The organism is Neobacillus bataviensis LMG 21833 (assembly GCF_000307875.1).
GTDB classification, from domain to species: domain Bacteria; phylum Bacillota; class Bacilli; order Bacillales; family Cytobacillaceae; genus Neobacillus; species Neobacillus bataviensis.
Map to the genome: position 1 here is coordinate 81905 of NZ_AJLS01000138.1, position 24785 is coordinate 106689.

Consider the following 24785-nt stretch of genomic DNA (forward strand, 5'->3'; position numbering starts at 1 on the left):
GTGCTCAACCTGAGCACAATCTCTTAATTCACTCCAATATAATCCTTTATTACCGTAAATTCTCCAATTGTCCTAAATCGATTATAACGGTCAGCTATTAATTCATCCTCTGAAAGTTTAAGCAACTGTTGAAGGGACTCTTTTAGCACCTTTTCAATGTTCTCCGCTTGCTTTTTCACATCTTTATGAGCCCCACCTTTGATTTCGGGAATAATCGCATCGATGATCCCTAGTTCCTTTAAGTCTGGGGCAGTAATTTTCATTGTTTCAGCTGCATTTTTGGCTAGAGCTGCATCTTTCCACAAAATAGCTGCCGCTCCTTCAGGAGAAATAACAGAGTAAGTAGAGTTTTCGAGCATGTAGATGCGGTTTCCAACACCAAGTGCCAGGGCACCACCGCTTCCTCCCTCACCAATCACAATACAAATGACTGGAACCTTGAGACCCGCCATTTCAAAAAGATTGCGGGCAATCGCTTCACTTTGGCCCCGCTCTTCGGCCGCTTTACCGGGATAGGCACCTTTCGTATCGATAAAACAAATAATTGGGCGCTTAAACTTATCAGCCTGTTTCATTAAGCGTAATGCCTTGCGGTATCCTTCAGGATGGGGCATCCCAAAGTTACGTCGAATATTTTCTTTCGTATCTTTTCCCCGCTGATGGCCAATCACGGTAACAGGAAGCCCCTTAAATTTAGCCACACCACCAACGATGGCCTCATCATCTGCAAACGTTCGGTCACCATGGCATTCAAAGAAACCTTCAAAAAGGAAAGAAATATAATCAAGTGTTGTCGGTCTATTCGCAAGACGTGCAATTTGAACGCGATCCCATGGCTTTATATTTTCATATATTTCCTGCTCCAGCTTAATGAGCCTAGTCTCTAATTTAACAATTTCAGCACTTAAATCGACATCAGCTGTTTTTGTGAACTCTTTTAATTCAGCAATTTTCTTTCTTAATTCCACAATTGGACGTTCGAATTCTAATTCCCCTGCCATTCGAGTTCACCTCCCGGATTATGAATATCTAAAATGTTCGTAATTTTTTCCACCAATTCTATACGTGAGATAATCGCATCAAGCTGACCGTGTTTTAACAGAAACTCTGCTGTTTGAAAATCCTCCGGCAATTCCTCACGAATCGATTGCTCAATGACCCTGCGGCCGGCAAAAGCAATGAGGGCTCCAGGTTCAGCAAAGTTGTAGTCACCCAATGAAGCGAAGCTAGCAGAAACTCCTCCAGTTGTCGGGTGTGTCATAATGGAAATAATTAAGCCACCATTATTACTAAACCTTTTTAACGCAACACTTGTTTTAGCCATTTGCATTAGGCTCAAGGCGCCCTCCTGCATTCTGGCACCACCTGAAGCGGTGAAGATGATGAATGGAAGCGAGAGTTCATCTGCCTTTTCAATTGCAAGGGTAATTTTCTCACCCACGACAGAGCCCATGCTCCCCATACGAAAAGAAGCATCCATGATCGCCAGGACAATTTTTTGGCCATTAACCGTCCCCATTCCAGTGACGACTGCCTCATTTAACTTACTTTTTTGCCGATCCTTTTCTAGTTTTTCCAGGTAGTCAGGAAAATTTAGTGGATTTTTAGATACCATATTTTCATTGATTTCTACAAAACTGCCCTCATCAATAAAGCTGTCAATTCGCTCTTTTGCATTCATCTGGAAATGATAATCGCAATGTAGGCAGACCTTTGCATTTTTCACTAATTCCTTTGTGTACATGATTTTCTTACATGAAGGGCATTTTGTCATAATCCCTTCTGGAACGTCATTTTTAGCAGTGTCATTTGGTATGGTTGCATATTTTTTCTTTTTCGGCTGATTTTTTGAAAAAAGATCTTTAAGCGCCAAATTAAAACCTCCCTAGTGTAACGCACCCCGCCAAACGGCAGGATTCTCCATCTTTTGCTATTCAAAAGTCTTTCTCTCCAAAGGTAACTTCATACCTCGAAACTCCTAAAAGTGGTCAGACCACTGGGAGATTAAAAATACCCATTTTTCTTGGGCTTGTATAACTACCACTATAAAATAAAAAAAATTCAAAATCTGTTAGTATTTGTCGATAAAGTCAGACAAATTTCGTAGTTTGCCATAGGCCGAAAGTGTCTTTTCTATACTCTTTTCTGCTAATGCTCCCAATAATGCAAGATAGTCTTCCTGCTGATAGTCTTCCGAATAATCCTCTAGTGAATAATAATATTCTTTTAAAATTAACCACATTCTTAAGAATAAGTGGTTACCAGAAATCTCGATAATCCGTTGAAAAAACTCATCATCCGTAAAACTATCTGTGTTGGTTACCCATTCCCGCATCGATTCAGTCTGCCGTTTGTCTATTCTTTTCAGTGCTAATCGGAGGCAGTCCATCTCAATATAGTTTTTTGTTTCGAATACATCCTGCTTTGCTTTTTCATCCTGCAAAATAAAGGTACTGAGAAGCTGGACCAATTGATGACCGCGAAAGTCTCTAATAAATGTCCCTTCACCGCGCCTTGTTTCAATTAAGCCAAGCAGTTCCAGTGCTCTTAGAGCTTCGCGAACGGAAGAGCGCCCGAAATTCAGGCGCTCTGACAATTCCCGTTCTGAAGGAATCTTATCTCCAGTCTTCAGTCCATCACTGGTAATCATTTCTCGTAACTGCTTAACAATCTCTAAATATACCTTAGTATTTGTCACTGCCTCAATCACTCACTTTTGCCAATGATCGCGAGCCTTTGCGTTTTTTCCTTAATATCCTCAGGATCTACCTTAATACGGGCTACACCTGTTTCCATAGCTGCTTTTGCGACAGCAGCCGCTACATTTGGTGCTACCCTTGGATCAAATGGCGCAGGAATGACGTAATCGGCATGAAGCTCTTCATCACTGATTAGGCCGGCAATAGCTTCCACTGCAGCTACTTTCATTTTTTCGTTAATATGCGTCGCGCGAACATCAAGTGCTCCGCGGAAAATTCCTGGGAAGGCAAGGACATTGTTGACTTGGTTTGGAAAATCGGAACGACCGGTTCCAACTACTTTTGCCCCAGCAGCTTTTGCGTCATCAGGCATGATTTCAGGGTCGGGATTTGCCATGGCAAAAATAATCGCATCAGGATTCATCGATGCCACCATTTCTTTTGTCAGTGCTCCTGCAACAGATACCCCAATAAATACATCGGCTCCCTTAATCACATCTGCGAGACTGCCTGTTAAATTATCGCGATTGGTAAATTTGGCTACTTCCGCTTTGACCGCATTCATTCCCTGCGGGCGGCCTTCGTAAATCGCGCCTTTTGTGTCACACATAATAATATCTCTTACACCATAGCTATATAGCAATTTAATAATAGCAATTCCGGCAGCACCGGCACCACTTGCCACTATTTTAATTTCAGTCATTTTCTTTCCAATTAATTTAAGGGCATTGACAAGACCTGCAACCGTAACAATGGCTGTGCCATGCTGGTCATCATGAAAAACCGGAATATTTGCTTCCTTCTTCAATCTTTCCTCAATGACAAAACAATTTGGAGCGGCGATATCTTCGAGATTGACTCCCCCGAAAGTTGGTTCAAGGAGCTTGACTGTTTCAATAATTTTCTCCACATCCGTTGTATTTAAACAAATGGGAAACGCATCAACACCGGCAAAGCTTTTAAACAGAACGGCCTTGCCTTCCATAACGGGAAGTGCTGCTTCAGGTCCAATATTACCAAGTCCGAGGACAGCTGTACCATCGGATACCACAGCAACCATGTTTCCTTTCATGGTATAATCGTATACCGTTTCAGGTTTTTCATAAATATCTTTACATGGCTCCGCCACACCCGGTGAATAGGCTAAACTTAAATCATGTGCATTTCTAACTGGAACTTTTGATTTCGACTCTAATTTCCCCTTATTAATCCGATGCATATGTAATGCTTCTTCACGTAAAGTCAAGATCCGTCACCCCTCATATTTATAAAAACATTCCGCTATAGTGGTCAGACCACACAAGTCTCTTTACCAATATAACATATCTTCAAAAGTTGTAAAGAATTAATCTTTTAGAACAACATTTTTTTCTCCAAGTAAATTTCTAAACTGCTGAATGACTTCCGGGGTTGGATTGACATTGTTTTCTGCTCCTAATTTCACTGTCTTTTTAGTCTCTTCATCATGTAAAATAACCCCAGCATCCCCTTTACTTTCTTGTAAAAGCTGATTAATTTTTGGCAATACCTGAGTATCTTGCTGGCTGGAGGAAATTTTAATATATAAAACAGGCTGGTTTACAGTTTTTGATTGTAACCATTGCTCTAAATCTGACATCTGCTGAATGATAAATTGCCGTTTTTCATCCCGATCTTCTATTTTCCCCTCTATCAGTAGAAAGTTCCCTTGCCGTAATAATGACTGGAACCTCTTATATACAGTAGGAAATACCACTGCCTCCATTTCACCGCTGGCATCGCTAACCGTTAAAAATGCCATCGATTCTCCCTTTTTGGTACGAATCGATTTCAGCGTTGAAAGATACACACCTGCGACAGCCCTTTTATTATCGCTTCTTAGTTGATATAACAAAGATGCCCCGCCCCGTGTAAGATCTTTTTCATAAATAGAAATAGGATGATTTGAGAGGTAAAGGCCAAGTGCTTCCTTTTCAAATATCAGCTTATTTTCTAAACTTATCGGGTCAACTAGAACATATTTCGGTTTCGGGATCATTTCATCATCAAATAGGTCAAATTGGTTTGAATCATCTGGTTTGAAAATTTGAGCATGTTCGATGGCTACATCCAAGCTGGCGAGCAGAGTGGCACGATCTTCACCAAATTCATCAAAACATCCGGAGTGGACAAGAAATTCAAGTGTCTTGCGATTAATCGCCTTCTGAGAAACCCTAATACAAAAATCAAAAAGGTCATCAAATTTCTTACGTTTCCTCGATTGAAAAATTTCCTTTAAGGCGGCGCCCCCAACACTTTTGATGGCGGCTAGACTATAGCGGATAGCACACGCTTTTTCTACATGGAATGAGTACGTACTGTAATTAATGGATGGAGGCAGTACAACGATTTCCTTTTGCTTCGTTTCCATAATGTATTGAGCAATTTTTGTGTCATTACCGATTGCCGATGTTAAAAGTCCCGACATGAAATGAACCGTAAAATTGGCTTTTAAATAGGCGAGCTGATAGGCAATCATACTATAGGCAACCGCATGACTCCGGTTAAAACCATAGTTTGCAAATCTGACAATCAGGTCGTATATTTCATTTGCAAGTCCTTGTTCGTATCCCTTTTTCAGAGCCCCTTGGACGAAATGATTTCGCTCTTTGTCAAGGACTTCCTTTTGTTTTTTTCCAACCGCCCGTCGTAAAAGGTCTGCTTCACCAAGTGAGAATCCAGCCATTTTCGAAGCAATTTGGATGATTTGCTCTTGGTAGACAATAACCCCATATGTATTCTCTAGAATGGACTCTAAATCAGGGTGTGGATATTCTACCGCCTCTCGACCATGTTTTCGTTCAATAAAGAGCGGGATATTTTCCATTGGGCCAGGACGGTACAAAGCATTGACGGCTACAATATCCTCAAAACGCGACGGCTTTAATCGTGTTAATACCTTCCGCATTCCTTCCGATTCCAGCTGAAAAATACCTGTTGTTTCCCCTTTAGCCAGTATTTCAAATGTCTTTGGATCATCTAATGGAACCCGTCCGATATCTACTTTTCTTCCGGTATTTCGGTAAATGGAAGAAAGGATGGTTTCAATAAGTGATAAATTTCTCAGTCCAAGGAAATCCATTTTTAAAAGCCCAATTTCTTCGAGGTATTCCATCGAGTATTGCGTTAAGAAAACATGGTTGGATCCGCGTTGAATCGGGATCAAATCAATGAGCTGCTTCTCACTTATGACCACACCGGCAGCATGCGTGGAGGTATGCCGCGGCAAACCTTCGAGCTTTAACGCGGTGTCAAAAAGCTTACGGTTTAGCGGCGTCTCATTGACAAACCTTCTTAACGGTTCAGATTCTTTATAGGCTCCTTGCAGGTCTATACCTAGATGAGATGGGATCATTCTTGATAATTGCTCAAGTTCCTTTGAATTTAACCCAAAGGTCCTGCCGACATCTCTCAGAGCTGCCTTTGCCGCAAGTGTTCCAAAGGTAACAATTTGCGCAACATGGAGTTCACCGTATTTCTGTGCCACATATTCAATTACTTCATCACGGCGGTGGTCAGGAAAATCGATATCGATATCAGGCATCGATATCCGCTCAGGATTTAAAAATCGTTCAAACAATAAGTTATGTTCGATTGGGTCGACATCGGTAATATATAAAACATAGGCAACTAGCGAACCTGCCGCTGAGCCCCGACCCGGCCCTGTCAAAATCCCCTGTGCACGCGCATATCTCATAAAATCCCAAACAATTAAAAAGTAGTTACTAAATTTCATTCTCTTGATGACTGTTAATTCAAAGGATAACCTGTCAAGATATTCCCTGTTTGGCGTAGGAATGCGTTCACGAAGACCCTTTTCACATAACATCTCGAGATATTCCTCTGCCGGCCTCTTGTTTTCGGTCGGGAAGGTAGGTAAATACGTTTTATTTAATTCGATATTTACGTTGCATCTACCTGCAATCCGCAGCGTATTTTCTAGTGCATCTGGAACTTCGGAAAAGCAATCATTCATTTCTGCTGCCTTTTTCAAATAAAATTGATCACTGCCCAGTTTTTCGCGATGTTCATCCTGCAATTTGTCGCCATTCTTGATGGCCACTAAACATTCATGCGCAAACGTATCTTCCTTTTCCAAATAATGTACCCTATTAGTTGCCACAACGGGAACCTGTAACTCGTTTGAAATCGCGAGAAACTGTTTTCTAAGGGTCGCTTCCTCTTCAATCTGATGGTGTTGAAGCGAGAGAAAAAAGCTGCCATTACCGAAAATGGCGTCTAATTTTCTAATCAGCTTTCTGGCCATCTCCTCGTTTCCGTTTAACACGGACTGTTCAATTTCCCCTTCAAGCCCAGGTGTTAAGGCAATCAGACCCTCTGCGTAATGTTTCAGCCATTTTAGCGGGATTCCATGATCAGCCTTAGTTTGAACGGCACTAGAAATTTTCAAAAGGTTTCTAAAGCCGCTCTCATTTTCAGCCAGCAGGACTAGTGGGTAGGATTCATTTGGGGTGATTTCACTTTCTACATCAACCGTTAGCCCCATAATCGGTTTCAGATTATTTTTTTTACAAAGCTTATAAAATTCAATCGTTCCATACATGACATTTCTGTCGGTTAAGGCGATCGCCGAAAAACCTTTGCTCTTTGCATTTTCGATTAAATCCGGAACAGACGCCGTACTTGTCAACAAACTATAGGCACTATATACATGAAGGTGAATAAAAGACATTTGCCTCACCATTCCTTAAACTTATTATCTATTATTTATTATAAATCTTAATCGCAAAAAAAGAAAATATGTTCTCGTTTTTAACAATTGCCTTTGTAAAAAACATAATCCCGAACCTTTGTCCATATAAATGAATAGAGATCATGTATGAAGGCGGTTGAAGGTATGAAAGAAATTGGTTTTTTTCCAGCTTTTATCGAAAGCTATTTTATTGCCTTAGGCGTCCTGCTTGGAGGTTCATTAATTGGCGGAATTGCCTCCTTCTTAACTGGACAACCACCGCTTACGACAGTCTATCGTATATCAACAGATCTTAGAATCTGGGCCATTGTGGCGGCGATTGGCGGGACATTTGATACCGTTTATACGTTTGAAAAAGGCCTTATGGATGCGGGCACAAAAGACCTTTTTAAACACTTATTATTAATTCTTTCTGCCTTAGGCGGTGCACAGACAGGTGCGCTCATCATTAATTGGCTGACTCAGGAGTATATTTCTTCATGAGAATTCCGCCATTGTACCGCAGACCTGCATGGCAGCGTTTCTTTGCCGGGATGGCTGTTGGCGGCGCCATCAGCTGGTGTATCTTTTTATATATTTATGGTGTCTGGCAGGAGAGGAATACAAAATTGATTCGCAAGCAACAGGAAGCGATTGTTGATTTAAACAATGAGAAAAAGATTTGGCAGGAAGAGTATAAGGAATTGAACAAGCGGAATATTGAACAGCTGACCGTCCAAAAAATTAATATAAAAATTACAAACTCAGAAAAATATAAGCTGGATTCATTAAGCGTTCTTGAAAAGGAAAACGCTGTAAAAGATGATCTCAGTGAGATGCTTGCAAAGGATTTAGAAACCGTCTATCAAAGCAGGGATCTGCTAAAAAAAATCATCGAAAACAAACCGATAAAAATCCATGAAAAAAGGTATAAATTAAAAATAAAAGAAATGATTATTTACACTACCGTATCGATAGAGCTTGAATTACAGTTTGAATAAGAAGTGGAACGACCCTTTTATAGGCCGTTCCGCTCTTTCTATTTTGAATGCTGTTTACATACCTCGTCTAATTCCCGTAGGACATCATTCACTGTCTCCCAAGAGTAAATCGATGCACCTGATGCAAGCGGATGGCCGCCGCCATTAAACTTTCTAGCAACCACGTTAATAACAGGCCCTTTTGAGCGCAGCCGCACCCGTATTTGATCATCTTCCTCGATGAAAAAGACCCAAGCAATTATTCCTTTTACATCTCCTAAAATTCCAACAAGAAGGGATGCCTCGGCAGGTCGCGCATCATATTCTTTTAATAATTCCTTCGTAAGTTTGACGGAAGCAACACCGTTTGGCTGAAGCTCAAAATTTTGCAGGACATATCCCTTTAACTTAATGATATTTGGTTCTAATTCATACATCCTATCAAATAGTTCAGTGCGTGAAAAATGATAGTGAATCAATTCCCCTGCATAGGCGAATGTTTTATCTGTCGAACTAGGAAATAGAAATCTTCCCGTATCGCCGACAATTCCTCCAAACAATAGTCTTGCCGCTTCATCATTCATTTTAAGGCCTTTATTTTTCCCTTTTAAGTAGAATTCATAGATCATTTCGCTACAAGAGCTTGCCGTTGTGTCAACCCATAATAAGTCTCCGTATGGATCCTCGTTTGGATGATGATCAATTTTTATCAGCTTATCTCCCAGGTTGTAGCGCCTGTCACATATTCTTTCTTCATTAGCGGTATCACATACAATGACCAATGCCCCATTGTATTCCACATCCTCAATCACATCTAATCTGCGCATGTAATGTAATGTCGGCTCTTCCTTTCCAACAGCATATATCTTTTTTTCCGGAAAGGATTCTTGCAGGATTGCAACCAAACCCCCTTGTGAGCCATAGGCATCCGGGTCTGGACGGACGTGACGATGAACAATGATGGTATCATATTGTTCGATTTCTGCGATAATTTGCTCAATCATGGACAATGCTCCTTATGTACCAATAATGGCTTTTTTTTAAAATACAGGTTAAAATAGTAGAAGATTTTTAGAAAACTTGGAGGAACCAATTATGTTTGTACTTGTTGTATTAATTGTCGTTTTATTTGCTTTCTATTTATTTTATAAAACAAAATACATTAGAAGCAACCGTCAAGTTGAAAAGAAATGGCTTTCTGCCAAATCAAATATTGCCCTTGGCCTTTTTGTCTGTCTTTTTGGTATGAATCATTTACTATTTATATCAGAATCGACCGTTTCCTTTATTGTGGCTGCCATATTTTGTATTTACGGAGCTGTGTTTAGCTGGATTGGTTTCAAAAAATATAAACACTACCTTCCATTTGCAATTGAAGAAGCCCATATGCTAGAAGCCCAAAAATAATAGGAAGCCGTTTCTCATTGAGAAGCGGCTTTTTTTAACTAAAATGAATTAGTTTCTATCAATAAGCTGGCACATCATCATGGCTTTACCAACTAAGATTCCCTCATTGAAAACTTCCACATCAACCTTCCCAAATTTACGCCCTACTTCCAGTATTTTGGGGAAGATTTCTAATGTACTCTCCATTTGAACCGGTTTAATAAAGTAAATCGACATATTTTCCACGACTAGGTCGCCTTTTTTATAGCTGCGCAAGATCCTGTTCGCTGCATCCGCGACAATTGTTGTAAAAACGCCATACGAAATAGTTCCAAGATGATTGGTCATTTGCGGTGTCACTTCACAGGAATAAACTTCTTCTCCTTTTGGTTTACCCTGCATTAATACCATTTGATTGGTCACGATGTCATCAATCGTTTCGCCAACCTGAGGCTGCCTTTGGTTCATTTGCAACGCTTTAAGCACATCCTGCCTGCTGATAATCCCTTCTAAACGGTTCGCGTCATTGGCAACTGGAAGAACTTCAATCCCTTCCCAGACCATCGTATGGGCGGTGGATGCAACACTTGTTTTTCCATTTACCGTCATTGGATGTTTCGTCATAATCTTATCGATAGAGACTTCCATATTCTGGCCTAAAATGTCCTTACTTGTGACCATCCCCTGGATTTTCAAGTTTTGATCTACTACGGGGTAACGGCTGTGTGTTGTTTTTTGATTAAATTCATGCCATTTTGACACCTTATCAGATGTTTTTAAATAATAGGTATCTGCGAGAGGTGTTAAAATATCCTCGACTAAAATAATTTCCTTTTTAATTAATTGGTCATAGATAGCCCGGTTAATCATTGTGGCGACAGTAAATGTGTCATAGCTTGTTGAAATAACGGGCAGTTCTAATTTATCTGCCAGCTTTTTTACATGCTCTTCCGAATCAAATCCCCCGGTAATCAGCACCGCTGCACCTGCTTTTAAGGCTAACTCATGCGCCTGAGTCCGGTTCCCAACAATTAATAGATTCCCCGCTTCTGTATACCGCATCATGGCTTCTAGTTTCATCGCACCGATCACAAATTTATTGAGGGTTTTATGCAAGCCCGTCCGTCCGCCTAAGACCTGCCCATCCACGATATTGACCACTTCTGCAAAGGTTAGCTTTTCAATATTTTCTTTCTTCTTCCGTTCAATTCGTATGGTGCCTACTCGTTCGATCGTACTGACATAGCCTTTATTTTCAGCCTCTTTAATTGCCCGGTAGGCTGTCCCTTCACTCACGGTCATCGCCTTGGCGATTTGCCGCACTGATATTTTTTCCCCAATTGGAAGCTTATCAATGTATTGCAATATTTGTTCATGCTTAGTAGCCAAGACCTTCACCCTTTATAGTTCGAATTCCTAGTTATTTAGTCAGGTTAATTTATTCCCTAAATTCTATTATAAAGTTTAAAAGTCCTTGATTCAACGAAGTACTATAGATTATCGTGCAATTCTTATTAATATGACCGGGTTTTCCTCTTTGCACTCTGCGGCTGAGACCTTTTTACCAATTTTTTCGGACTATAGAGAAGTCCGGTAAGATTTCCGGCAATCACAATCAAGGCGAATGAAAGCCATGCGATGGCGAACAGTCCTTGTGTTCCGTCTGCCGTTACTGATAATTTTGGTACTGCAAAATAAAGCATAAATCCACAAAGCAACAAGCAAAGTACATACCTGTTCTTTTTCACCTTCTTTTTCCCCCTTTTTAAAAAATACTGCTTGTTTCATCTTTATGCATACAGGAGGAAAAAAAGTATGTGAAACCACTAAAACAGCTAAATTTCTATTGCCTCGCCTGGAACGAGTACTTTCCCATTTTTACTTTCCAACATGTCAATAAATTGATATGGATCCTGTTTAATTGGCGGAAATGTATTAAAATGAATCGGTATCACCGTCTTTGCATTTAGCAGTTTGGCTGCATAGGCAGCGTCTTCCGGCCCCATTGTAAAATTATCACCTATCGGCAGGAAGGCTACATCAATCGGATGCCGTTCACCAATCAGCTTCATATCGGAAAACACCCCTGTATCACCGGCATGATAGATCGTTTTGCCTTCATTACTGAACAAAATCCCCGTCGGCATTCCGCAATATACAATTTCATTTTTATCTGTGGCATAACCAGAGCCGTGAAAGGCCTGAGTGAGTTTAACTCTTCCAAAATCAAATTGATAGGAGCCGCCAATATTCATTCCGTGCGTTTTGACACCCTGCCAGCTAAGAAAAGTGGTGAGGTCTGCATTCGCAACCACAAGAGCGTCGTTTCTTTTCGCTATTGCGACAGTATCTCCGACATGATCGTTATGACCGTGCGTTAAAATTATCACATCTGCTTTTACTTCCTCAGCCTTCAAATCTGTTAATCCATTGCCTGTAATAAACGGATCAATTAAGATCGTTTTTCCATTTGTTTGAATTTGAACAACTGAATGACCATGATATGAAATCTTCATCATCCCAACTCCTTTTAAATTGTTATATTATGTACTTCAATAAAACATGTAGAAATCCTTCTACATTTATGCCCATAATGCAGTAGATTTAGCAGACGGCAATGTCAGATAGTTTACTTTCCTTTTTAATATTGTTACTCTCAAATAGGATTTTATTTTACTAAAAGGGGGAGCCCTACATATGAATCAGCGATTACTAAAGCTTCAAACATGGATGAAGGAAAACGGAATTGAGGTTAGCTTTCTTACCTCTACCGAAAATGTCTTTTATTTAAGCGGCTATTATACTGACCCGCATGAGAGATTGCTGGCGCTAGCTGTTTTTCAAGAGGAAGAACCATTCCTTGTCTGCCCGGCGATGGAAGTGCCTGATGCCAAGCGATCCAGCTGGGGTCATGATATCATCGGCTATAGCGACATCGAAAACCCATGGGAAATGATTCTTACCACCATTAATAAAAGAATTAACGGGGTTTCAAAAGTTGCCATTGAAAAAGAACATATGAATGTCGAACGCTATGAGCATCTTACACAGTTATTCCCTAAGGCATCATTTGTTTCTGCAGAAGAAAAATTACGACTGCTGCGCATGATCAAGGATGCCAAAGAATTAAAAACAATCGAAGAGGCTTGTGCCCTTGCCGATTATGCTGTTGAATTCGGTGCAAGTGAAATAAAGGAAGGCAAAACGGAGCTGGAAGTCCTAAATGCCCTAGAGTACGCCCTAAAGCAAAAGGGTGTGACCGAAATGTCATTTTCGACCATGGTGCTAACTGGCGCTAACGCGGCTTCTCCTCATGGCAACCCAGGGGAGACGAAAATTCGTAAAGGCGATCTAGTGTTGTTCGATTTAGGCGTGGTTGTCGACCGCTATTGTTCTGATATTACCAGAACGGTTGCCTATGGGGACATTAATGATAAGCAAAAAGAAATATATGATACAGTTTTAAAGGCACAGCTTGCTGCCATTGAGGCAAGTAAACCTGGCGTTACGGCTGCAGAAGTTGATCTTACAGCAAGGCGGATTATTGCTGAAACCGGATATGGCGACTATTTTCCACATCGTTTAGGCCACGGGCTTGGAATTGGTGTACATGAATATCCTTCCATGACTGAAACAAACCAGCTGGTTATAGAAGAAGGGATGGTCTATACTATAGAGCCTGGTATCTATGTACCTGATGTTGCTGGTGTCCGCATTGAAGATGATATTTACATTACTGCTGACGGGGCAAAAATTTTAACCAAATTCCCAAAGGAATTACAAATAATTAAATAAGGTTTTACACTTTTTTACATTGAACTCTCTATGAATTTGATGTAATATACAAATACAGGCTGCGTTGTACGTAATCATAATAAAGTTTTAACCTTTAAGCTGTAATAGGGAGTTTAACCATCGAAGCCGGAATGACAAGCCTCTGTCTATAAGACATGGAGGACACGCAGAATGGTTTCTGAGAACACCCACTTTGAGGAGTGGTGGTTTAAAACTTTCTTATATCACTACGGCAAATGCGGCTTTATAGTAAGTAGTTCAAACCAGCTTCTTTTTGGAAGCTGGTTTTTATTTTCGCTAACAAAAAAGAAGAGGAACCGAATCCTCTTCTTTTTGCTTTTCATTATTGTGTTAATAATGTTTTTGTATCTTTAAATTCGACTCCATGTGCTTCTGCAACTGCTTGATAGGTTACATAGCCGTCAAGAGTATTGATTCCTTTTAACAATGCTTCATTTTCTAAACATGCCTTTTGGTAGCCTTTATTGGCAATTTGAACCGCATACGGAACGGTCACATTTGTTAAGGCAATCGTAGAGGTTCTCGGTACGGCACCAGGCATATTGGCGACAGCATAATGGACAACACCATGCTTCACATATGTGGGATTATCATGCGTGGTAATCTGGTCGGTGGTTTCAAAAATCCCACCCTGGTCAATTGCGATATCCACCACAACACTGCCCGGCTTCATTGATTGAATCATTTCTTCACTGACAAGTCTTGGCGCCCTCGCCCCGGGAATTAAAACAGCACCAATAACTAAATCAGATTCCTTAACGGCTTCAGCAATATTATAAGGATTAGACATTAATGTCGTCACATCAGATCCGAATATATCATCTAATTGGCGAAGACGATCCGGGTTTAAATCAATGATGGTAACCTTTGCGCCTAAACCGATTGCCATTTTTGCTGCATTAGTTCCTGCAACACCACCACCAATAATCGTAACGACTCCTCTATGCACACCTGGGACACCAGAGAGAAGAATACCCTTACCGCCGTAAACCTTTTCTAAGAATTGAGCACCAACCTGTGCAGCCATCCTCCCAGCCACTTCACTCATTGGGGTCAACAACGGCAGACTTTTATTCGCTAATTGAACGGTTTCATAGGCAATTCCAATTATCTTTTTATCAATCAATGCCTTCGTTAATTCGGGCTCAGGTGCAAGATGTAAATATGTAAATAAAATTAAACCCTCTCGGAAGTACTGGTATTCGCTTGGCAGTGGTTCTTTTACCTTCATGACCATCTCCATGGACCATGCTTCATTAGCAGTTTCCACTAGCATCGCACCTGCAGCGGAATAATCTTCATCCAAAAACCCAGAGCCAAGTCCTGCTCCTTTTTCAATAAAAACCTCATGGCCAAATTTAACCAGGTTCACGACTCCGGCTGGTGTCATCGCTACACGGTTTTCGTTATTTTTAACCTCTTTTGGTACCCCAATCCGCATGTACTTACCTCCAATTAAAATAATAAATTCAAAAACATATATACTTTTATTATATCCGTTATCAACAGGAAAATGAAACATTGGGGCATCTTTATGAAAGCATCATCAGTAGAGCTTTACCCGGTGTCCATCGGTTCAAAAGGGAAAGACTGCCCCATGTGTACAGGACAGTCTTTCCCTTTTGTTAAAATACACCTATTCCTCTGCTGCTGCAAAATCCTCACTGTCAGCTAGAGCAGTTCCTTCTCCCATAAAACCACTATTATAGGAATTCATAATTTGTTCACTTACTTCATTTAAACCTTGTTCATCATATTCAAAAGAAAATTTGTTATTTGGATCGCGCTTTTCCATCTTGCCCCAACCCCTTTCATGGTAAGTTACTCCATTATTGTTCGAAAAGTTGCAACAGTTATACGTTGTTAAATATTGTATAATCAAGGTAAGGAGATGATAATCATGGGGCTTAAATACCAAAATATTTTAGTCGCAATTGATGGATCGAAGGAAGCAGATTGGGCATTTCAAAAAGGGATTGAAATCGCCAAACGAAATCAAGCAAGCCTTTTATTAGTTCATGTGATTGACACAAGGTCGTTTGCCTTAATAGAGGCCTACGACACCGTCATTGGTGATCGGGCAGAAAAACTGGCAAAGGATATGCTTGAAAATTATCATAAGCAAGCTGTGGATGCAGGCTTAACAAATGTCCAATACGAAATTGAATTTGGCTCTCCGAAAATACGAATTCCAAGAGATTTAGCTAAAAAACACAAGGTTGATTTAATTCTCTGCGGTGCGACAGGAATGAATGTAGTCGAAAGGTTTTTTATCGGAAGTGTATCAGAACATATCGTTCGATATGCACCATGTGACGTTCTGATTGTTCGGACAGAGAAGGATATAGAGGAAAAATAGAATGCTGATTCATGCGCGGAGCCTAATGCTCCGTGCATTTTATTTTATATAAAAGTAGGTTTGTCGTGTATGGTTTACCAAACTATAGTAAAATAAAGCAATAATACGGCATGGAGGCTTTCGAATGATAGAGTATTTTTCTTTTGATCACCGTCTTGGTATTGCAATTCCTGATTTGACTAAAGAATGGGACGAATATAGCAAAGAAACACAGCAGGAGATTCTATTAACTTGGGAGCAAACCCGCGGCTCCATTCCTGACCGCATTGCAGGGCTCGAGGATGAAATCAACGATAAACAAGCACAGCTTTCAGATGAAAGTGATTTCCCCCGCTCATGTCGATTAAACTCTGAAATAGCTGAACTTGCTTCTATTATCAATGATTTATGGCTATGGTACCGGGCAAACCAGTCAGTTTCCAGCAAGGTACATCAATAAGAAAAACTCCCTAACGCAGGGAGTTTTCGTTATTTATAAATCCTTTTTAATTTCCCTTACCACATGTCCAAGCTCAGGCAGGATTAACTTGTTCATTGCTAGCTTGACCGCTCCAGTTGAACCTGGAGTGGCGAACACGGCCTTATTTTTAACGACTCCGGCAATCGCCCTCGAAAGGATCGCGCTTGAGCCGATATCCTCTTGATAGCTTAGCATCCTGAACAATTCTCCAAAGCCGACGATTTCTTTTTCGAGAAGACTTTGTACCGTTTCAATCGTTACATCACGCTTGGCAATTCCAGTGCCGCCATTTGTCAGGATAACATCAATATCCCCTCTGTCGCAGCCTTTTAAAATTTCATTTTGAATCGGTGTTGCTTCGTCCTTCACAATGACGTAATCAGCAATCATATGCCCGGCTTCTTCAAGCAGTGCAATCATTAGCTTACCGCTTTTGTCCGTTTCTTTATCTCTTGTATCACTAACTGTTATGATTTTACAGGAAACGGTCTTTGGTGCTTCTTTTTTATGTTCTTGCGTATTCATCGTTAAAACTCCTCTTTTTCCTCAAGATAGCGAAGTTGATAATATTTATGGGCTACATCCGTTACTTTTCTCGTTAATTGATAATTGGCCCCTGCTCCTATTGCCATGCTTACAAGCGGAATCCCCTGAATGACTTTCTTCCGAAACAAGGCAATGACCATCGCTTTTATTAGTTGCTGAACGGGCTGTTCCAGCCAAGTGATATCAGTTATCTTTTCGTTCCCTTGATAAAAATAATGCTCATCATTTCCGGCCAAATCCTCCATTAACGAGTTCCATCCCTCTTTTTGGATTCTTGGCGGTAATGTCGCCGTATGGAATACTTTTAATGATGTCATCATTTCGTATGGGGTATTCACTTCAAAACCGTAGGTCATCGCGATTAATTGAACAATCCTTAAATTGATGACTGCCATCGCAGGAATATCAGTGCCTAAGAGCAGCGTGCCTCCTGTTCCTGCAAGTCCCCCTTGGGCAAACGAATATAAACGGTGCCTCGCTATTTGCTGCTCTGCTATGTATTGTAATTGATCAATCGTTAATTTTTTTATGTCGGCTATTTTTTCTATATCTTTACTAAAAATTCGTCCCGAAGTTAGAATTCTTTCCTTTGCATCCATTTGAAGCTGTGAGCCTTGAATCATCCCATGCAAATGAAATAACCATGTATCAATCAGTGAAAAAAATTGTTGTTGCACCTTTTCTGGTAGTAACAAAAAAGAACGTTCCAAATATTTTTCATACGTTAATTGTAAGTCATTTACCTCGTAATTTAGTAAATTTTCTTCCCATAGCCGTATTTCATTTAAAACGCTTGTTTCGCGGTCTGTCAATGTCATCTATTTCTGACCTCCTCCTGTTACATTTCTTTTTCCAGTATATCACAAAAAATTGGACATAAAAAAAAGCAAAAGCCATTTAAATAGCTTTTGCCTTTTTGGAATTATGAATGTGATCCAGCTAAACGAACGACGTCACGTGCAATCATGACTTCCTCATTTGTTGGAATGATGATAACTTTAACTGGTGAGTGCGGGTAGTTAATGAATGCTTCCTCGCCTCTCACCTTATTTAGTGCGGGATCCCAATAAACGCCCATAAATTCAAGACCTTTTAAAACATTTTCTCTAATTGTGTCACTATTTTCACCAATACCGGCTGTGAAAATAATCGCGTCTACTCCGAACATACGTGATGCATAAGAACCAATATACTTATGGATTCGGTTTGCAAACACATCCAATGCCAGTTGTGCTCGTTCATTACCCTTTTTCGCTTCTATTTCAATATCCCGAAGATCGCTTGAGAAACCGGAAACGGCTAACATCCCACTCTTTTTATTTAACACATCTAGAACTTCATCAGCAGTTTTGCCGGTCTTTTCCATGATATATGGAATAAGTGCAGGGTCAATATTACCTGAGCGGGTACCCATTGTTACCCCTGCAAGTGGTGTAAAGCCCATAGAAGTATCAATTGATTTTCCGCCCTCGATTGCCGCAATACTTGCACCATTCCCTAAGTGACAGGAGATTAAACGAAGCTGTTCAACAGGGCGACCCAATAGTTCTGCTGCACGCTGGGAAACATATTTATGGCTTGTGCCATGGAAACCATATTTCCGGATGCCATATTCTTTATAATATTCAAATGGTAGACTGTATAAAAAAGAACTTTCAGGCATGGTTTGATGAAAGGCTGTATCAAAAACAGCGATTGCTGGAACATTCGGCAGTACACGCATAAAAGCCTTAATGCCCGTAGCATTAGCCGGGTTGTGCAATGGAGCTAATTCTGATAATTCGTCAATTTTGGCTAACACCTCATCCGTAATTACAACAGAATCAGTAAAGGTTTCTCCCCCGTGCACTACACGATGGCCAATTCCTTCAATCTCATTTAATGACTCAATAATTCCTAAAGTAGTTAATTTATCTAATAACATTTTTACTGCGACTTCATGGTCTGGAATATCTATAATTTCCTGAATCTTTTCCCCATTGGCCGTTATAGTAAAAATTGAATCATTAAGGCCAATTCTTTCAATCAGCCCTTTTGTAATAACTTCTTCACTTGGCATTTCAAATAATTGAAACTTCAAAGAAGAACTACCCGCATTAATTGCAATGATCTTTGCCATTTTGCTACCGCTCCTTTTATATAACAACATCGATTCATGATGAAATTTGAATAGTACACCTTATTTTGTGCAAACCGACCTTGTTTATTTCCCTCAATTCCTCATTTAATCATTGAAAATCGGACTTTTCAAGGGATAAATCCATTGGCAACGGTTCCAACTCAAATGTTCATTTATTCACAAATTTCTAATATTATTAAACAAAAACAAAAAGGATAAAACCGGTAATTAAAACCAGCATTATCCTTTATTATCCTGAAACCATTTTTCAATTTTAGTTAATATTTTGTCCATTGCAACGGCATTTGAAAGACTCGGTAAATTTACGAGTAATGCTTCCTTTGGCGGCTGGACGCCTTCCCCTTTTTTCTGTAATACCAAAATACTCTTGGCCGATTGTTTATTTTTAAACATGGTTGGCGGTAATTGAAGCAAGCCCTGAATGATCACATTTTCCTTGATAAATTCATGAAGCTGTGGTGCTTGTTCACTTTCAAACAGGCCGTTTGGAATGAGGAAAAATAAATATCCCCCGGGTTTGGTATGTTTGACGCTTTGTTCGATAAATAAATGATGGGAAAACGAGTGACCCTTCGAAGCTTTTAACTGATAATCCGCCGCTCTAATATCATTGGGATAGTAGCCAATCGGTAAATCAGCAATAACAGCATCAACCGGATCGATAAATAAAGGCTCTAGACTATCTTGATTGAAAAACTCAACAGGATGCTCTTGCAGATTCGCATTTACATAAGCAAGCTTGATTAAAATATCGTCAACCTCTGCGCCTATTGCAGTGATTTCTTTATGTACGTGATTTAAAACGGTTGTTACTAAATTTCCTGTTCCAACGGCAGGGTCGAGGAGACGGAAGGCTGGCTGCTTCACAAATCGTTCCACTAAATAGCCCATCAACATCCCTATAGAATCTGGGGTCATTTGATGGTTAGGCTGGACATTTTCCTTCATCCCTTTTAAGATCACAAGCTGATAAGCTTTGCGAATATCCTCATTCGAATATTTGACCAAGTGGGTCTCTTCATATACCTTCTTAAGCCTTTTCAGTGTCAGCTCACTTAGCTCATCCTGAAGGATAGCGCCCTGAAATAGATTTTCCCCTGTTTCGGCAAGTGCCTCAAGGTAGCTGCAGGATAATTCCTCTTGTAAAATAACCGCTGTTTCATTAAATAGTGTAAATAGCTGTTCAACCGGAGAAAGTTTCATTTGTTTCCCCTCCAATCCTAAATTTCCTTATTCATTTTATACGAGTTTATGTTTTTTAAACAAGTAAAAAGGCCTCGCTTTAGAGACGAGGCCTTTCTGTTTCAATTATTTTGCCGCTTTTGCAGCCTCAATTGCAGCTTCGTAGTTTGGATGGTTTGTTGCTTCACTAACATACTCTACATATGTCACTGTATCATTTGAGTCAACAACGAAAACAGCACGAGCTAGTAAGCGTAATTCTTGGATTGCAACCCCAAATGCTTCTCCAAAAGATAAATCACGGTGATCAGAAAGTGTTTGAACATTTTCAATTCCTGCTGCAGCACACCAGCGTTTTTGTGCAAATGGTAAGTCTACGCTCACAGTTAAAATTTTAACGTTTCCTAAGCTGTTTGCTTCTTCATTGAAACGGCGTGTTTCTGCATCACAAACACCTGTGTCTAAAGAAGGTACAGAAGTGATTAAACGAACCTGCCCTTTTGTATTTTCTAGGGTTACTTCTGATAGGTCATTTGCCAATACTGTAAAGTTTGGAGCCTTGTCCCCAACCTTCACTTCACTTCCCATCAAGGTAATTTCTTTTCCTTTAAATGTTACATTTGCCATTCTCTTCATCCTCCTTTGTCGTTTTAAAGTCAATACCTATTAGATACATTGACTTTAATATGTACAGTGTAAATATATCTTTTCAACACTATTTTTGCAATTTTTTTGGACTATCATTAAAAAAGTTAACCTTCCTTTGATGAGGAAGATTAACCTTCTTCTTATAACTCAAGGTCAACTTTTGGCTGCTGTTGCCCGCTTTGTTGTTGATTATTGGTATCCTTTTTCGAGAACATTTGCTGAATTTTATCGACCGCTTGTGGGGCAAGTTCCAAAATCTTTTCATATAAATGGGTACTTTCATCAAGATGCAGCATTTTGACACCTTGTGAATTTACAATTAAAAAGGCAATTGGAGTGATAGAAACACCGCCTCCGCTTCCGCCACCAAATGGAAGGGACGGTTTCCCAGCACTTTGACTTTGCCCTTGACTCCCGCTTTGTCCGCCTTGTGATTGGGAGCTGTCGACTTTAAATTCACTCCCTCCGGCTGCAAATCCAAATCCTACCTTCGATACTGTTAAAATAACACTTCCGTCAGGGGTTTCAACAGGGTCCCCGATGATAGTATTTACATCAATCATTTCTTTCAAGCTTTCCATTGCTGTCGTCATCAAACCTTGAATTGGGTGGTCAGACATGGCTATTTCCTCCTCTTTCAAACGGATTTCGTTTTTTCATTTTTAAAATTACTACGCGGTTTCCCGCCTTTCCAGAATTTAATCATCTTTAATCCTGCGAGAATAGCATACCCGATTCGAAACTGAAACATACACGTTAACTGGGTTTGAATGACAGCAGCTTGAAAATGGGGCGTAACAGATAAATGGGGCATTTCCTTTAAGCGAAAATAATGACTAAGAATACTGACAATGCTCCCTTTTATTGCCCATATCGCCCCTGTCAACATTCCTGTATGCGCCGCATCGCCAACCCCCATCAGTGTTTGCCATTCAAAATTTTTTATGGTAACCCTTTTAAAAAATTTCCTCACAATCACATGCAAATCAATAACTCTTTCTAAAAGTTCTTTTGTTTTTTCAAAGCTGCTCACTACGTCATTTTGGGTAATTTGGTTCACCGTATTTTCTGGATTTTCAGCTGCCGAGTCCCCCATATGTGAATGACTTTTTACCACTAGACTTGGTGAATTATCATCAATTTTTATCAATGGAACATTTAGCTTATATTTAATGAGTCCAAACCATATCTTAAACTCTACCTTTAAATCATCATTGTCATTATGATGATAATAATTTAAAAGAATCGTTATTTTCGTAAAAATAATTAAAATGAATAAGAACAAGAGTATTGATAAAGAAAGCCAAAGCCAAAACAATTTATTCACAACCTTTCAGCCTTTTATTATTTACTTTTAGGAAAAAAATAAACCTGCCAACTTGAAGTTGACAGGCTTGTTTTAATCCCTTATCTTTCTACATGTATTACCGTAGTATCCGTAAAGATGTCGTGCAGCCCTTGCTTTTTAGGTAAAAAGGCAACAATGATATAGCCAATGATGACCGTTGCCGAGATAAAGCGTCCAATCCATTCACGATAAATAATTGTTCCCCACGACATTTCATCATTTTTTAAGTCTATTACTTTTAAACCGAATACCATTTTTCCAAGCGTTTGCCTAAAATATTTCGTCATCAACACAAAATATAAATAAAAGATGACCGCAGATGCAATCGAAATAGGCGCAAACATATTAAATTCCGATAGAGAAATATCAAGTGCTCGAAAGAACGGGTTTATTAGCAGTCGTTCGATACTCCCCACAACAATTAAATCAAGCAGATAGGCCCAAAAACGCATCCAGAAGCCTGCATAACGAATAGGGGATTCCTGTAAACCAGGTTCATTCGATTCCATTCCACTTTCCCCCTTATTCCGCATATAGGTACATTAAGCGTGGTGAATTGGGCTTGGAAAGGATTTTCATGAGTCCCGCCATTTCCACATTATCACCGAATAATTTATTTGCCTGGAACTTAAATAGTGAGCCAAAACCGAGATCGTCCGAATAGCGGACTACCTTTGCCCCTTTAAGCTTCTCCTGCTTTTTCATTTGATCAATGACATCTTCTAGGTAGCCAAAATCATCAATTAGTTTAATTTCTTTTGCCTGGCGGCCATCATACACCCGTCCATCTGCTATCTGCTTCACGTCATCAACACTCATATGGCGGCCCTCTGAAATGACTTTTACAAACCCTTCATAGGAATTATCAATCATCTTTTGTAAAATTTGCCGCTCGTCTTCCGTCATTTCTCTGGTTGGGCTCATGATGTCTTTATACTTACCACTTTTAATCGTGACAAAATCGACACCATATTTATCTGCCAAGCCCTTATAATTATATCCTTCCATAATCACTCCAAGCGACCCCGTCAATGTTTCGGGGCTGGCAAAGATCTTTTTCGCTGCCGTTGAAATATAATACCCCCCTGAAGCAGCCATCGAACCCATCGATATATATACCGGTTTTTTACTATCCTTTTGGATATCAACGAGCTTGTCATGTATTTCTGCACTCTCGACAACACCACCGCCAGGTGAGTTTACTCTAATAATTACTCCCTTCACCGTATCATCCTCTTGCAAATAGGTTAACTTTTTCATAAAGTCCTGATGATTATAACCCGAACTTTGCAGGAAAGACCCTGCATCGCCGGTATCTTGGATAACACCGTCGACATCGAGAATAACTATTTTCTTTAATTCGCTGCCGTCCTTAACGACTTCCTCCGTAAATGGCTGTTCGGCAGTCTCCATAAAATCAGTAAAATCTGTTTTGATCCCTTTAAAAGCAAATGCCGACAAAAAGTTAATAACAATCGAAACAAAAAATAATGCGGCGGCAATTCCCAAGGCGGCCCAACGTTTTCCATTCATATGTATCTCCCTCACTTTCTTTTGTTTAGCAACGCCCTTCCTTTCATATTGTTTCAAAAAAGTGCTAAACTAATTTCAGAGTATTATTATTTTATCAAAGATATATTTCCAATTATTGCATTTTTTAAAAGTACCCAATAGGAGGAGTAGTTAATGGAACTTAGACGAAATATTTATTACTATCACAAGCGGGATGCGGACATGCTTTCGGAAATGGCTCCCTTACTAGAATTGGCTGAACGGTATGGATTTACAATTGTTAATGATTATCGTAAGGCTAATATTATAGCCAGTGTTGGGGATGATGGTACATTTCTGCAGGCTGTAAGGAAAACTGGATTCCGCGATGATTGTCTTTACTTAGGAATTTCAACTCAAAATAATTTAAGCATGTATTGCGACTTTCGAATTAATGATACTTCAAAAATGATTGAGGCAATGACCACAACTGAACATATAGAAGTCCGCCGTTATCCATTGATTGAAGTAAATGTCGATGGGAAGGGGACATTCCCGTGCTTGAACGAATTCAGCATCCGTTCGTCTATTATTAAAACACTTGTCATCGATGTATTCGTTGACCAACTCCATTTAGAAACATTCCGTGGCGACGGCCTGATTGTGGCGACACCAACCGGAAGTACCGCTTATAATAAATCGGTAAATGGTTCGATTGTTGACCCGCTCCTATCCTGTATGCAGGTTAGTGAGGTTGCATCTGTGAATACGAACCGTTACCGCACACTTGGCGCTTCTTTTATCGTTGGCAGCGAGCGCACTCTTACTCTTAAGGTCGTCTCTGAGGGAAATGACCATCCGACAATGGGTATGGACAATGAAGCCTTAAGTATCCGTTATACGGATAACATCCAAATTAAAATTAGTGATAAAAAAATTAAAACCTTAAAGTTAAAAGACAATTCTTTCTGGGATAAAGTGAAACGAACCTTTTTATAATCATGAAAAAACCTTATCCA

At 39.9% G+C, this 24785-nt stretch carries 27 protein-coding genes and 1 other RNA gene; 8 read left to right on the forward strand and 20 right to left on the reverse strand.

Annotation, left to right across the window (positions count from 1 at the left end):
- Positions 1-23: 23 nt before the first annotated feature.
- From accA to dnaE, 5 genes are all read right to left on the reverse strand, one after another.
- Positions 24-1001, reverse strand: coding sequence for an acetyl-CoA carboxylase carboxyl transferase subunit alpha (gene accA, locus BABA_RS21655; RefSeq protein WP_007087389.1), 978 nt, complete (start codon positions 999-1001; stop codon positions 24-26).
- Positions 986-1873 carry an acetyl-CoA carboxylase, carboxyltransferase subunit beta gene (gene accD, locus BABA_RS21660; protein WP_007087390.1) on the reverse strand — a complete coding sequence of 296 codons (888 nt, stop codon included), beginning with the start codon at positions 1871-1873 and terminating at the stop codon, positions 986-988. Before accD ends, accA begins: the two co-directional genes overlap by 16 nt.
- Before the next feature lie 198 nt (positions 1874-2071).
- On the reverse strand, positions 2072-2650 hold the full coding sequence (locus BABA_RS21665; protein WP_040347251.1) for a FadR/GntR family transcriptional regulator: 579 nt from the start codon (positions 2648-2650) through the stop codon (positions 2072-2074).
- 56 nt (positions 2651-2706) lie between these two features.
- Positions 2707-3945 (reverse strand): NADP-dependent malic enzyme, encoded by a 1239-nt coding sequence (gene ystJ, locus BABA_RS21670; RefSeq protein WP_007087392.1) that lies wholly within the window; start codon positions 3943-3945, stop codon positions 2707-2709.
- 99 nt (positions 3946-4044) lie between these two features.
- Positions 4045-7410 carry a DNA polymerase III subunit alpha gene (dnaE, locus tag BABA_RS21675; RefSeq protein WP_007087393.1) on the reverse strand — a complete coding sequence of 1122 codons (3366 nt, stop codon included), beginning with the start codon at positions 7408-7410 and terminating at the stop codon, positions 4045-4047.
- A 165-nt stretch (positions 7411-7575) separates the two neighbouring features.
- Between dnaE and ytrH the strand changes: the two genes are divergently transcribed.
- The gene (gene ytrH / locus BABA_RS21680) at positions 7576-7914 is read left to right on the forward strand and encodes a sporulation membrane protein YtrH (protein ID WP_040347254.1); all 339 of its coding nucleotides are present in this window, start codon (positions 7576-7578) and stop codon (positions 7912-7914) included.
- Positions 7911-8411 carry a sporulation membrane protein YtrI gene (gene ytrI / locus BABA_RS21685; protein ID WP_007087395.1) on the forward strand — a complete coding sequence of 167 codons (501 nt, stop codon included), beginning with the start codon at positions 7911-7913 and terminating at the stop codon, positions 8409-8411. The genes ytrH and ytrI overlap by 4 nt, the downstream gene beginning before the upstream one ends.
- A 38-nt stretch (positions 8412-8449) precedes the next feature.
- Here ytrI and BABA_RS21690 read toward each other — a convergent pair whose 3' ends face one another.
- Positions 8450-9394 (reverse strand): DHH family phosphoesterase, encoded by a 945-nt coding sequence (locus BABA_RS21690; RefSeq protein ID WP_007087396.1) that lies wholly within the window; start codon positions 9392-9394, stop codon positions 8450-8452.
- Positions 9395-9485: 91 nt separating this feature from the next.
- Here BABA_RS21690 and BABA_RS21695 point away from each other — a divergent pair, with 91 nt between their 5' ends.
- The gene (locus tag BABA_RS21695) at positions 9486-9797 is read left to right on the forward strand and encodes a YtpI family protein (protein ID WP_007087397.1); all 312 of its coding nucleotides are present in this window, start codon (positions 9486-9488) and stop codon (positions 9795-9797) included.
- 48 nt (positions 9798-9845) lie between these two features.
- Here the strand turns inward: BABA_RS21695 and BABA_RS21700 are convergent, their stop codons facing one another.
- The 3 genes from BABA_RS21700 to BABA_RS21710 form a co-directional block, all read right to left on the reverse strand.
- Positions 9846-11165 carry a CBS domain-containing protein gene (locus BABA_RS21700; RefSeq protein WP_007087398.1) on the reverse strand — a complete coding sequence of 440 codons (1320 nt, stop codon included), beginning with the start codon at positions 11163-11165 and terminating at the stop codon, positions 9846-9848.
- 125 nt (positions 11166-11290) lie between these two features.
- Complete coding sequence (locus BABA_RS21705) at positions 11291-11524, reverse strand: hypothetical protein (protein WP_007087399.1); 234 nt, start codon at positions 11522-11524, stop codon at positions 11291-11293.
- A gap of 87 nt (positions 11525-11611) precedes the next feature.
- On the reverse strand, positions 11612-12292 hold the full coding sequence (locus BABA_RS21710) for a metal-dependent hydrolase (RefSeq protein WP_007087400.1): 681 nt from the start codon (positions 12290-12292) through the stop codon (positions 11612-11614).
- Between the two features lie 181 nt (positions 12293-12473).
- Between BABA_RS21710 and BABA_RS21715 the strand changes: the two genes are divergently transcribed.
- On the forward strand, positions 12474-13571 hold the full coding sequence (locus tag BABA_RS21715; protein WP_007087401.1) for a M24 family metallopeptidase: 1098 nt from the start codon (positions 12474-12476) through the stop codon (positions 13569-13571).
- A 53-nt stretch (positions 13572-13624) separates the two neighbouring features.
- A non-coding RNA gene (gene ssrS, locus BABA_RS26760) (6S RNA) lies at positions 13625-13820 on the forward strand.
- Positions 13821-13914: 94 nt separating this feature from the next.
- On the opposite strand, the gene ald is transcribed toward ssrS, so the two are convergent.
- The gene (ald, locus tag BABA_RS21725; protein WP_007087402.1) at positions 13915-15033 is read right to left on the reverse strand and encodes an alanine dehydrogenase; all 1119 of its coding nucleotides are present in this window, start codon (positions 15031-15033) and stop codon (positions 13915-13917) included.
- 195 nt (positions 15034-15228) lie between these two features.
- Complete coding sequence (locus BABA_RS27750) at positions 15229-15387, reverse strand: hypothetical protein (protein WP_162829847.1); 159 nt, start codon at positions 15385-15387, stop codon at positions 15229-15231.
- Between the two features lie 105 nt (positions 15388-15492).
- On the opposite strand from BABA_RS27750, the gene BABA_RS21730 reads away from it, so the two are divergent.
- Both BABA_RS21730 and BABA_RS21735 read left to right on the forward strand, forming a co-directional pair.
- A complete protein-coding gene (locus BABA_RS21730) occupies positions 15493-15951 on the forward strand; it encodes a universal stress protein (protein ID WP_007087403.1) in 459 nt (152 codons plus the stop codon).
- 124 nt (positions 15952-16075) lie between these two features.
- On the forward strand, positions 16076-16390 hold the full coding sequence (locus tag BABA_RS21735) for a hypothetical protein (protein ID WP_007087404.1): 315 nt from the start codon (positions 16076-16078) through the stop codon (positions 16388-16390).
- A gap of 33 nt (positions 16391-16423) precedes the next feature.
- Here the strand turns inward: BABA_RS21735 and BABA_RS21740 are convergent, their stop codons facing one another.
- The 9 genes from BABA_RS21740 to sppA form a co-directional block, all read right to left on the reverse strand.
- Positions 16424-16936: a MogA/MoaB family molybdenum cofactor biosynthesis protein gene (locus BABA_RS21740; RefSeq protein ID WP_007087405.1), complete on the reverse strand. Its 513-nt coding sequence runs from the start codon at positions 16934-16936 to the stop codon at positions 16424-16426.
- Between the two features lie 2 nt (positions 16937-16938).
- Entirely contained in the window at positions 16939-17775 is an 837-nt protein-coding gene (locus BABA_RS21745) for an EcsC family protein (protein ID WP_007087406.1), read from the reverse strand.
- Between the two features lie 104 nt (positions 17776-17879).
- Positions 17880-19076, reverse strand: a complete 1197-nt coding sequence (locus tag BABA_RS21750) for an acetate kinase (protein ID WP_007087407.1) — start codon at positions 19074-19076, stop codon at positions 17880-17882.
- A 240-nt stretch (positions 19077-19316) separates the two neighbouring features.
- Positions 19317-20300, reverse strand: a complete 984-nt coding sequence (locus tag BABA_RS21755) for a class I SAM-dependent methyltransferase (protein WP_007087408.1) — start codon at positions 20298-20300, stop codon at positions 19317-19319.
- Between the two features lie 105 nt (positions 20301-20405).
- Positions 20406-20906 (reverse strand): thiol peroxidase, encoded by a 501-nt coding sequence (gene tpx, locus BABA_RS21760; protein WP_007087409.1) that lies wholly within the window; start codon positions 20904-20906, stop codon positions 20406-20408.
- Between the two features lie 161 nt (positions 20907-21067).
- Complete coding sequence (gene ytfJ, locus BABA_RS21765; protein WP_007087410.1) at positions 21068-21547, reverse strand: GerW family sporulation protein; 480 nt, start codon at positions 21545-21547, stop codon at positions 21068-21070.
- A 17-nt stretch (positions 21548-21564) separates the two neighbouring features.
- A complete protein-coding gene (locus BABA_RS21770; RefSeq protein ID WP_235749778.1) occupies positions 21565-22254 on the reverse strand; it encodes a DUF2953 domain-containing protein in 690 nt (229 codons plus the stop codon).
- 80 nt (positions 22255-22334) lie between these two features.
- The gene (locus BABA_RS21775; protein ID WP_007087412.1) at positions 22335-22784 is read right to left on the reverse strand and encodes an RDD family protein; all 450 of its coding nucleotides are present in this window, start codon (positions 22782-22784) and stop codon (positions 22335-22337) included.
- A 13-nt stretch (positions 22785-22797) separates the two neighbouring features.
- On the reverse strand, positions 22798-23808 hold the full coding sequence (gene sppA / locus BABA_RS21780; protein WP_007087413.1) for a signal peptide peptidase SppA: 1011 nt from the start codon (positions 23806-23808) through the stop codon (positions 22798-22800).
- Positions 23809-23961: 153 nt separating this feature from the next.
- Between sppA and BABA_RS21785 the strand changes: the two genes are divergently transcribed.
- Entirely contained in the window at positions 23962-24765 is an 804-nt protein-coding gene (locus BABA_RS21785; RefSeq protein ID WP_007087414.1) for an NAD kinase, read from the forward strand.
- The last annotated feature ends 20 nt before the right edge of the window (positions 24766-24785 follow it).

Excerpts from the sequence above, each read along its gene's own strand:
- accA (WP_007087389.1), bottom strand. The coding sequence starts at position 1,001 with ATGGCAGGGGAATTAGAATTCGAACGTCCAATTGTGGAATTAAGAAAG.
- BABA_RS21665 (WP_040347251.1), bottom strand. The coding sequence starts at position 2,650 with ATGATTACCAGTGATGGACTGAAGACTGGAGATAAGATTCCTTCAGAA.
- dnaE (WP_007087393.1), bottom strand. The coding sequence starts at position 7,410 with ATGTCTTTTATTCACCTTCATGTATATAGTGCCTATAGTTTGTTGACA.
- ytrH (WP_040347254.1), top strand. The coding sequence starts at position 7,576 with ATGAAAGAAATTGGTTTTTTTCCAGCTTTTATCGAAAGCTATTTTATT.
- ytrI (WP_007087395.1), top strand. The coding sequence starts at position 7,911 with ATGAGAATTCCGCCATTGTACCGCAGACCTGCATGGCAGCGTTTCTTT.
- BABA_RS21690 (WP_007087396.1), bottom strand. The coding sequence starts at position 9,394 with ATGATTGAGCAAATTATCGCAGAAATCGAACAATATGATACCATCATT.
- BABA_RS21695 (WP_007087397.1), top strand. The coding sequence starts at position 9,486 with ATGTTTGTACTTGTTGTATTAATTGTCGTTTTATTTGCTTTCTATTTA.
- BABA_RS21710 (WP_007087400.1), bottom strand. The coding sequence starts at position 12,292 with ATGAAGATTTCATATCATGGTCATTCAGTTGTTCAAATTCAAACAAAT.
- BABA_RS21715 (WP_007087401.1), top strand. The coding sequence starts at position 12,474 with ATGAATCAGCGATTACTAAAGCTTCAAACATGGATGAAGGAAAACGGA.
- ald (WP_007087402.1), bottom strand. The coding sequence starts at position 15,033 with ATGCGGATTGGGGTACCAAAAGAGGTTAAAAATAACGAAAACCGTGTA.
- BABA_RS27750 (WP_162829847.1), bottom strand. The coding sequence starts at position 15,387 with ATGGAAAAGCGCGATCCAAATAACAAATTTTCTTTTGAATATGATGAA.
- BABA_RS21730 (WP_007087403.1), top strand. The coding sequence starts at position 15,493 with ATGGGGCTTAAATACCAAAATATTTTAGTCGCAATTGATGGATCGAAG.
- BABA_RS21735 (WP_007087404.1), top strand. The coding sequence starts at position 16,076 with ATGATAGAGTATTTTTCTTTTGATCACCGTCTTGGTATTGCAATTCCT.
- BABA_RS21740 (WP_007087405.1), bottom strand. The coding sequence starts at position 16,936 with ATGAATACGCAAGAACATAAAAAAGAAGCACCAAAGACCGTTTCCTGT.
- BABA_RS21745 (WP_007087406.1), bottom strand. The coding sequence starts at position 17,775 with ATGACATTGACAGACCGCGAAACAAGCGTTTTAAATGAAATACGGCTA.
- BABA_RS21750 (WP_007087407.1), bottom strand. The coding sequence starts at position 19,076 with ATGGCAAAGATCATTGCAATTAATGCGGGTAGTTCTTCTTTGAAGTTT.
- BABA_RS21755 (WP_007087408.1), bottom strand. The coding sequence starts at position 20,300 with ATGAAACTTTCTCCGGTTGAACAGCTATTTACACTATTTAATGAAACA.
- tpx (WP_007087409.1), bottom strand. The coding sequence starts at position 20,906 with ATGGCAAATGTAACATTTAAAGGAAAAGAAATTACCTTGATGGGAAGT.
- ytfJ (WP_007087410.1), bottom strand. The coding sequence starts at position 21,547 with ATGTCTGACCACCCAATTCAAGGTTTGATGACGACAGCAATGGAAAGC.
- BABA_RS21775 (WP_007087412.1), bottom strand. The coding sequence starts at position 22,784 with ATGGAATCGAATGAACCTGGTTTACAGGAATCCCCTATTCGTTATGCA.
- sppA (WP_007087413.1), bottom strand. The coding sequence starts at position 23,808 with ATGAATGGAAAACGTTGGGCCGCCTTGGGAATTGCCGCCGCATTATTT.
- BABA_RS21785 (WP_007087414.1), top strand. The coding sequence starts at position 23,962 with ATGGAACTTAGACGAAATATTTATTACTATCACAAGCGGGATGCGGAC.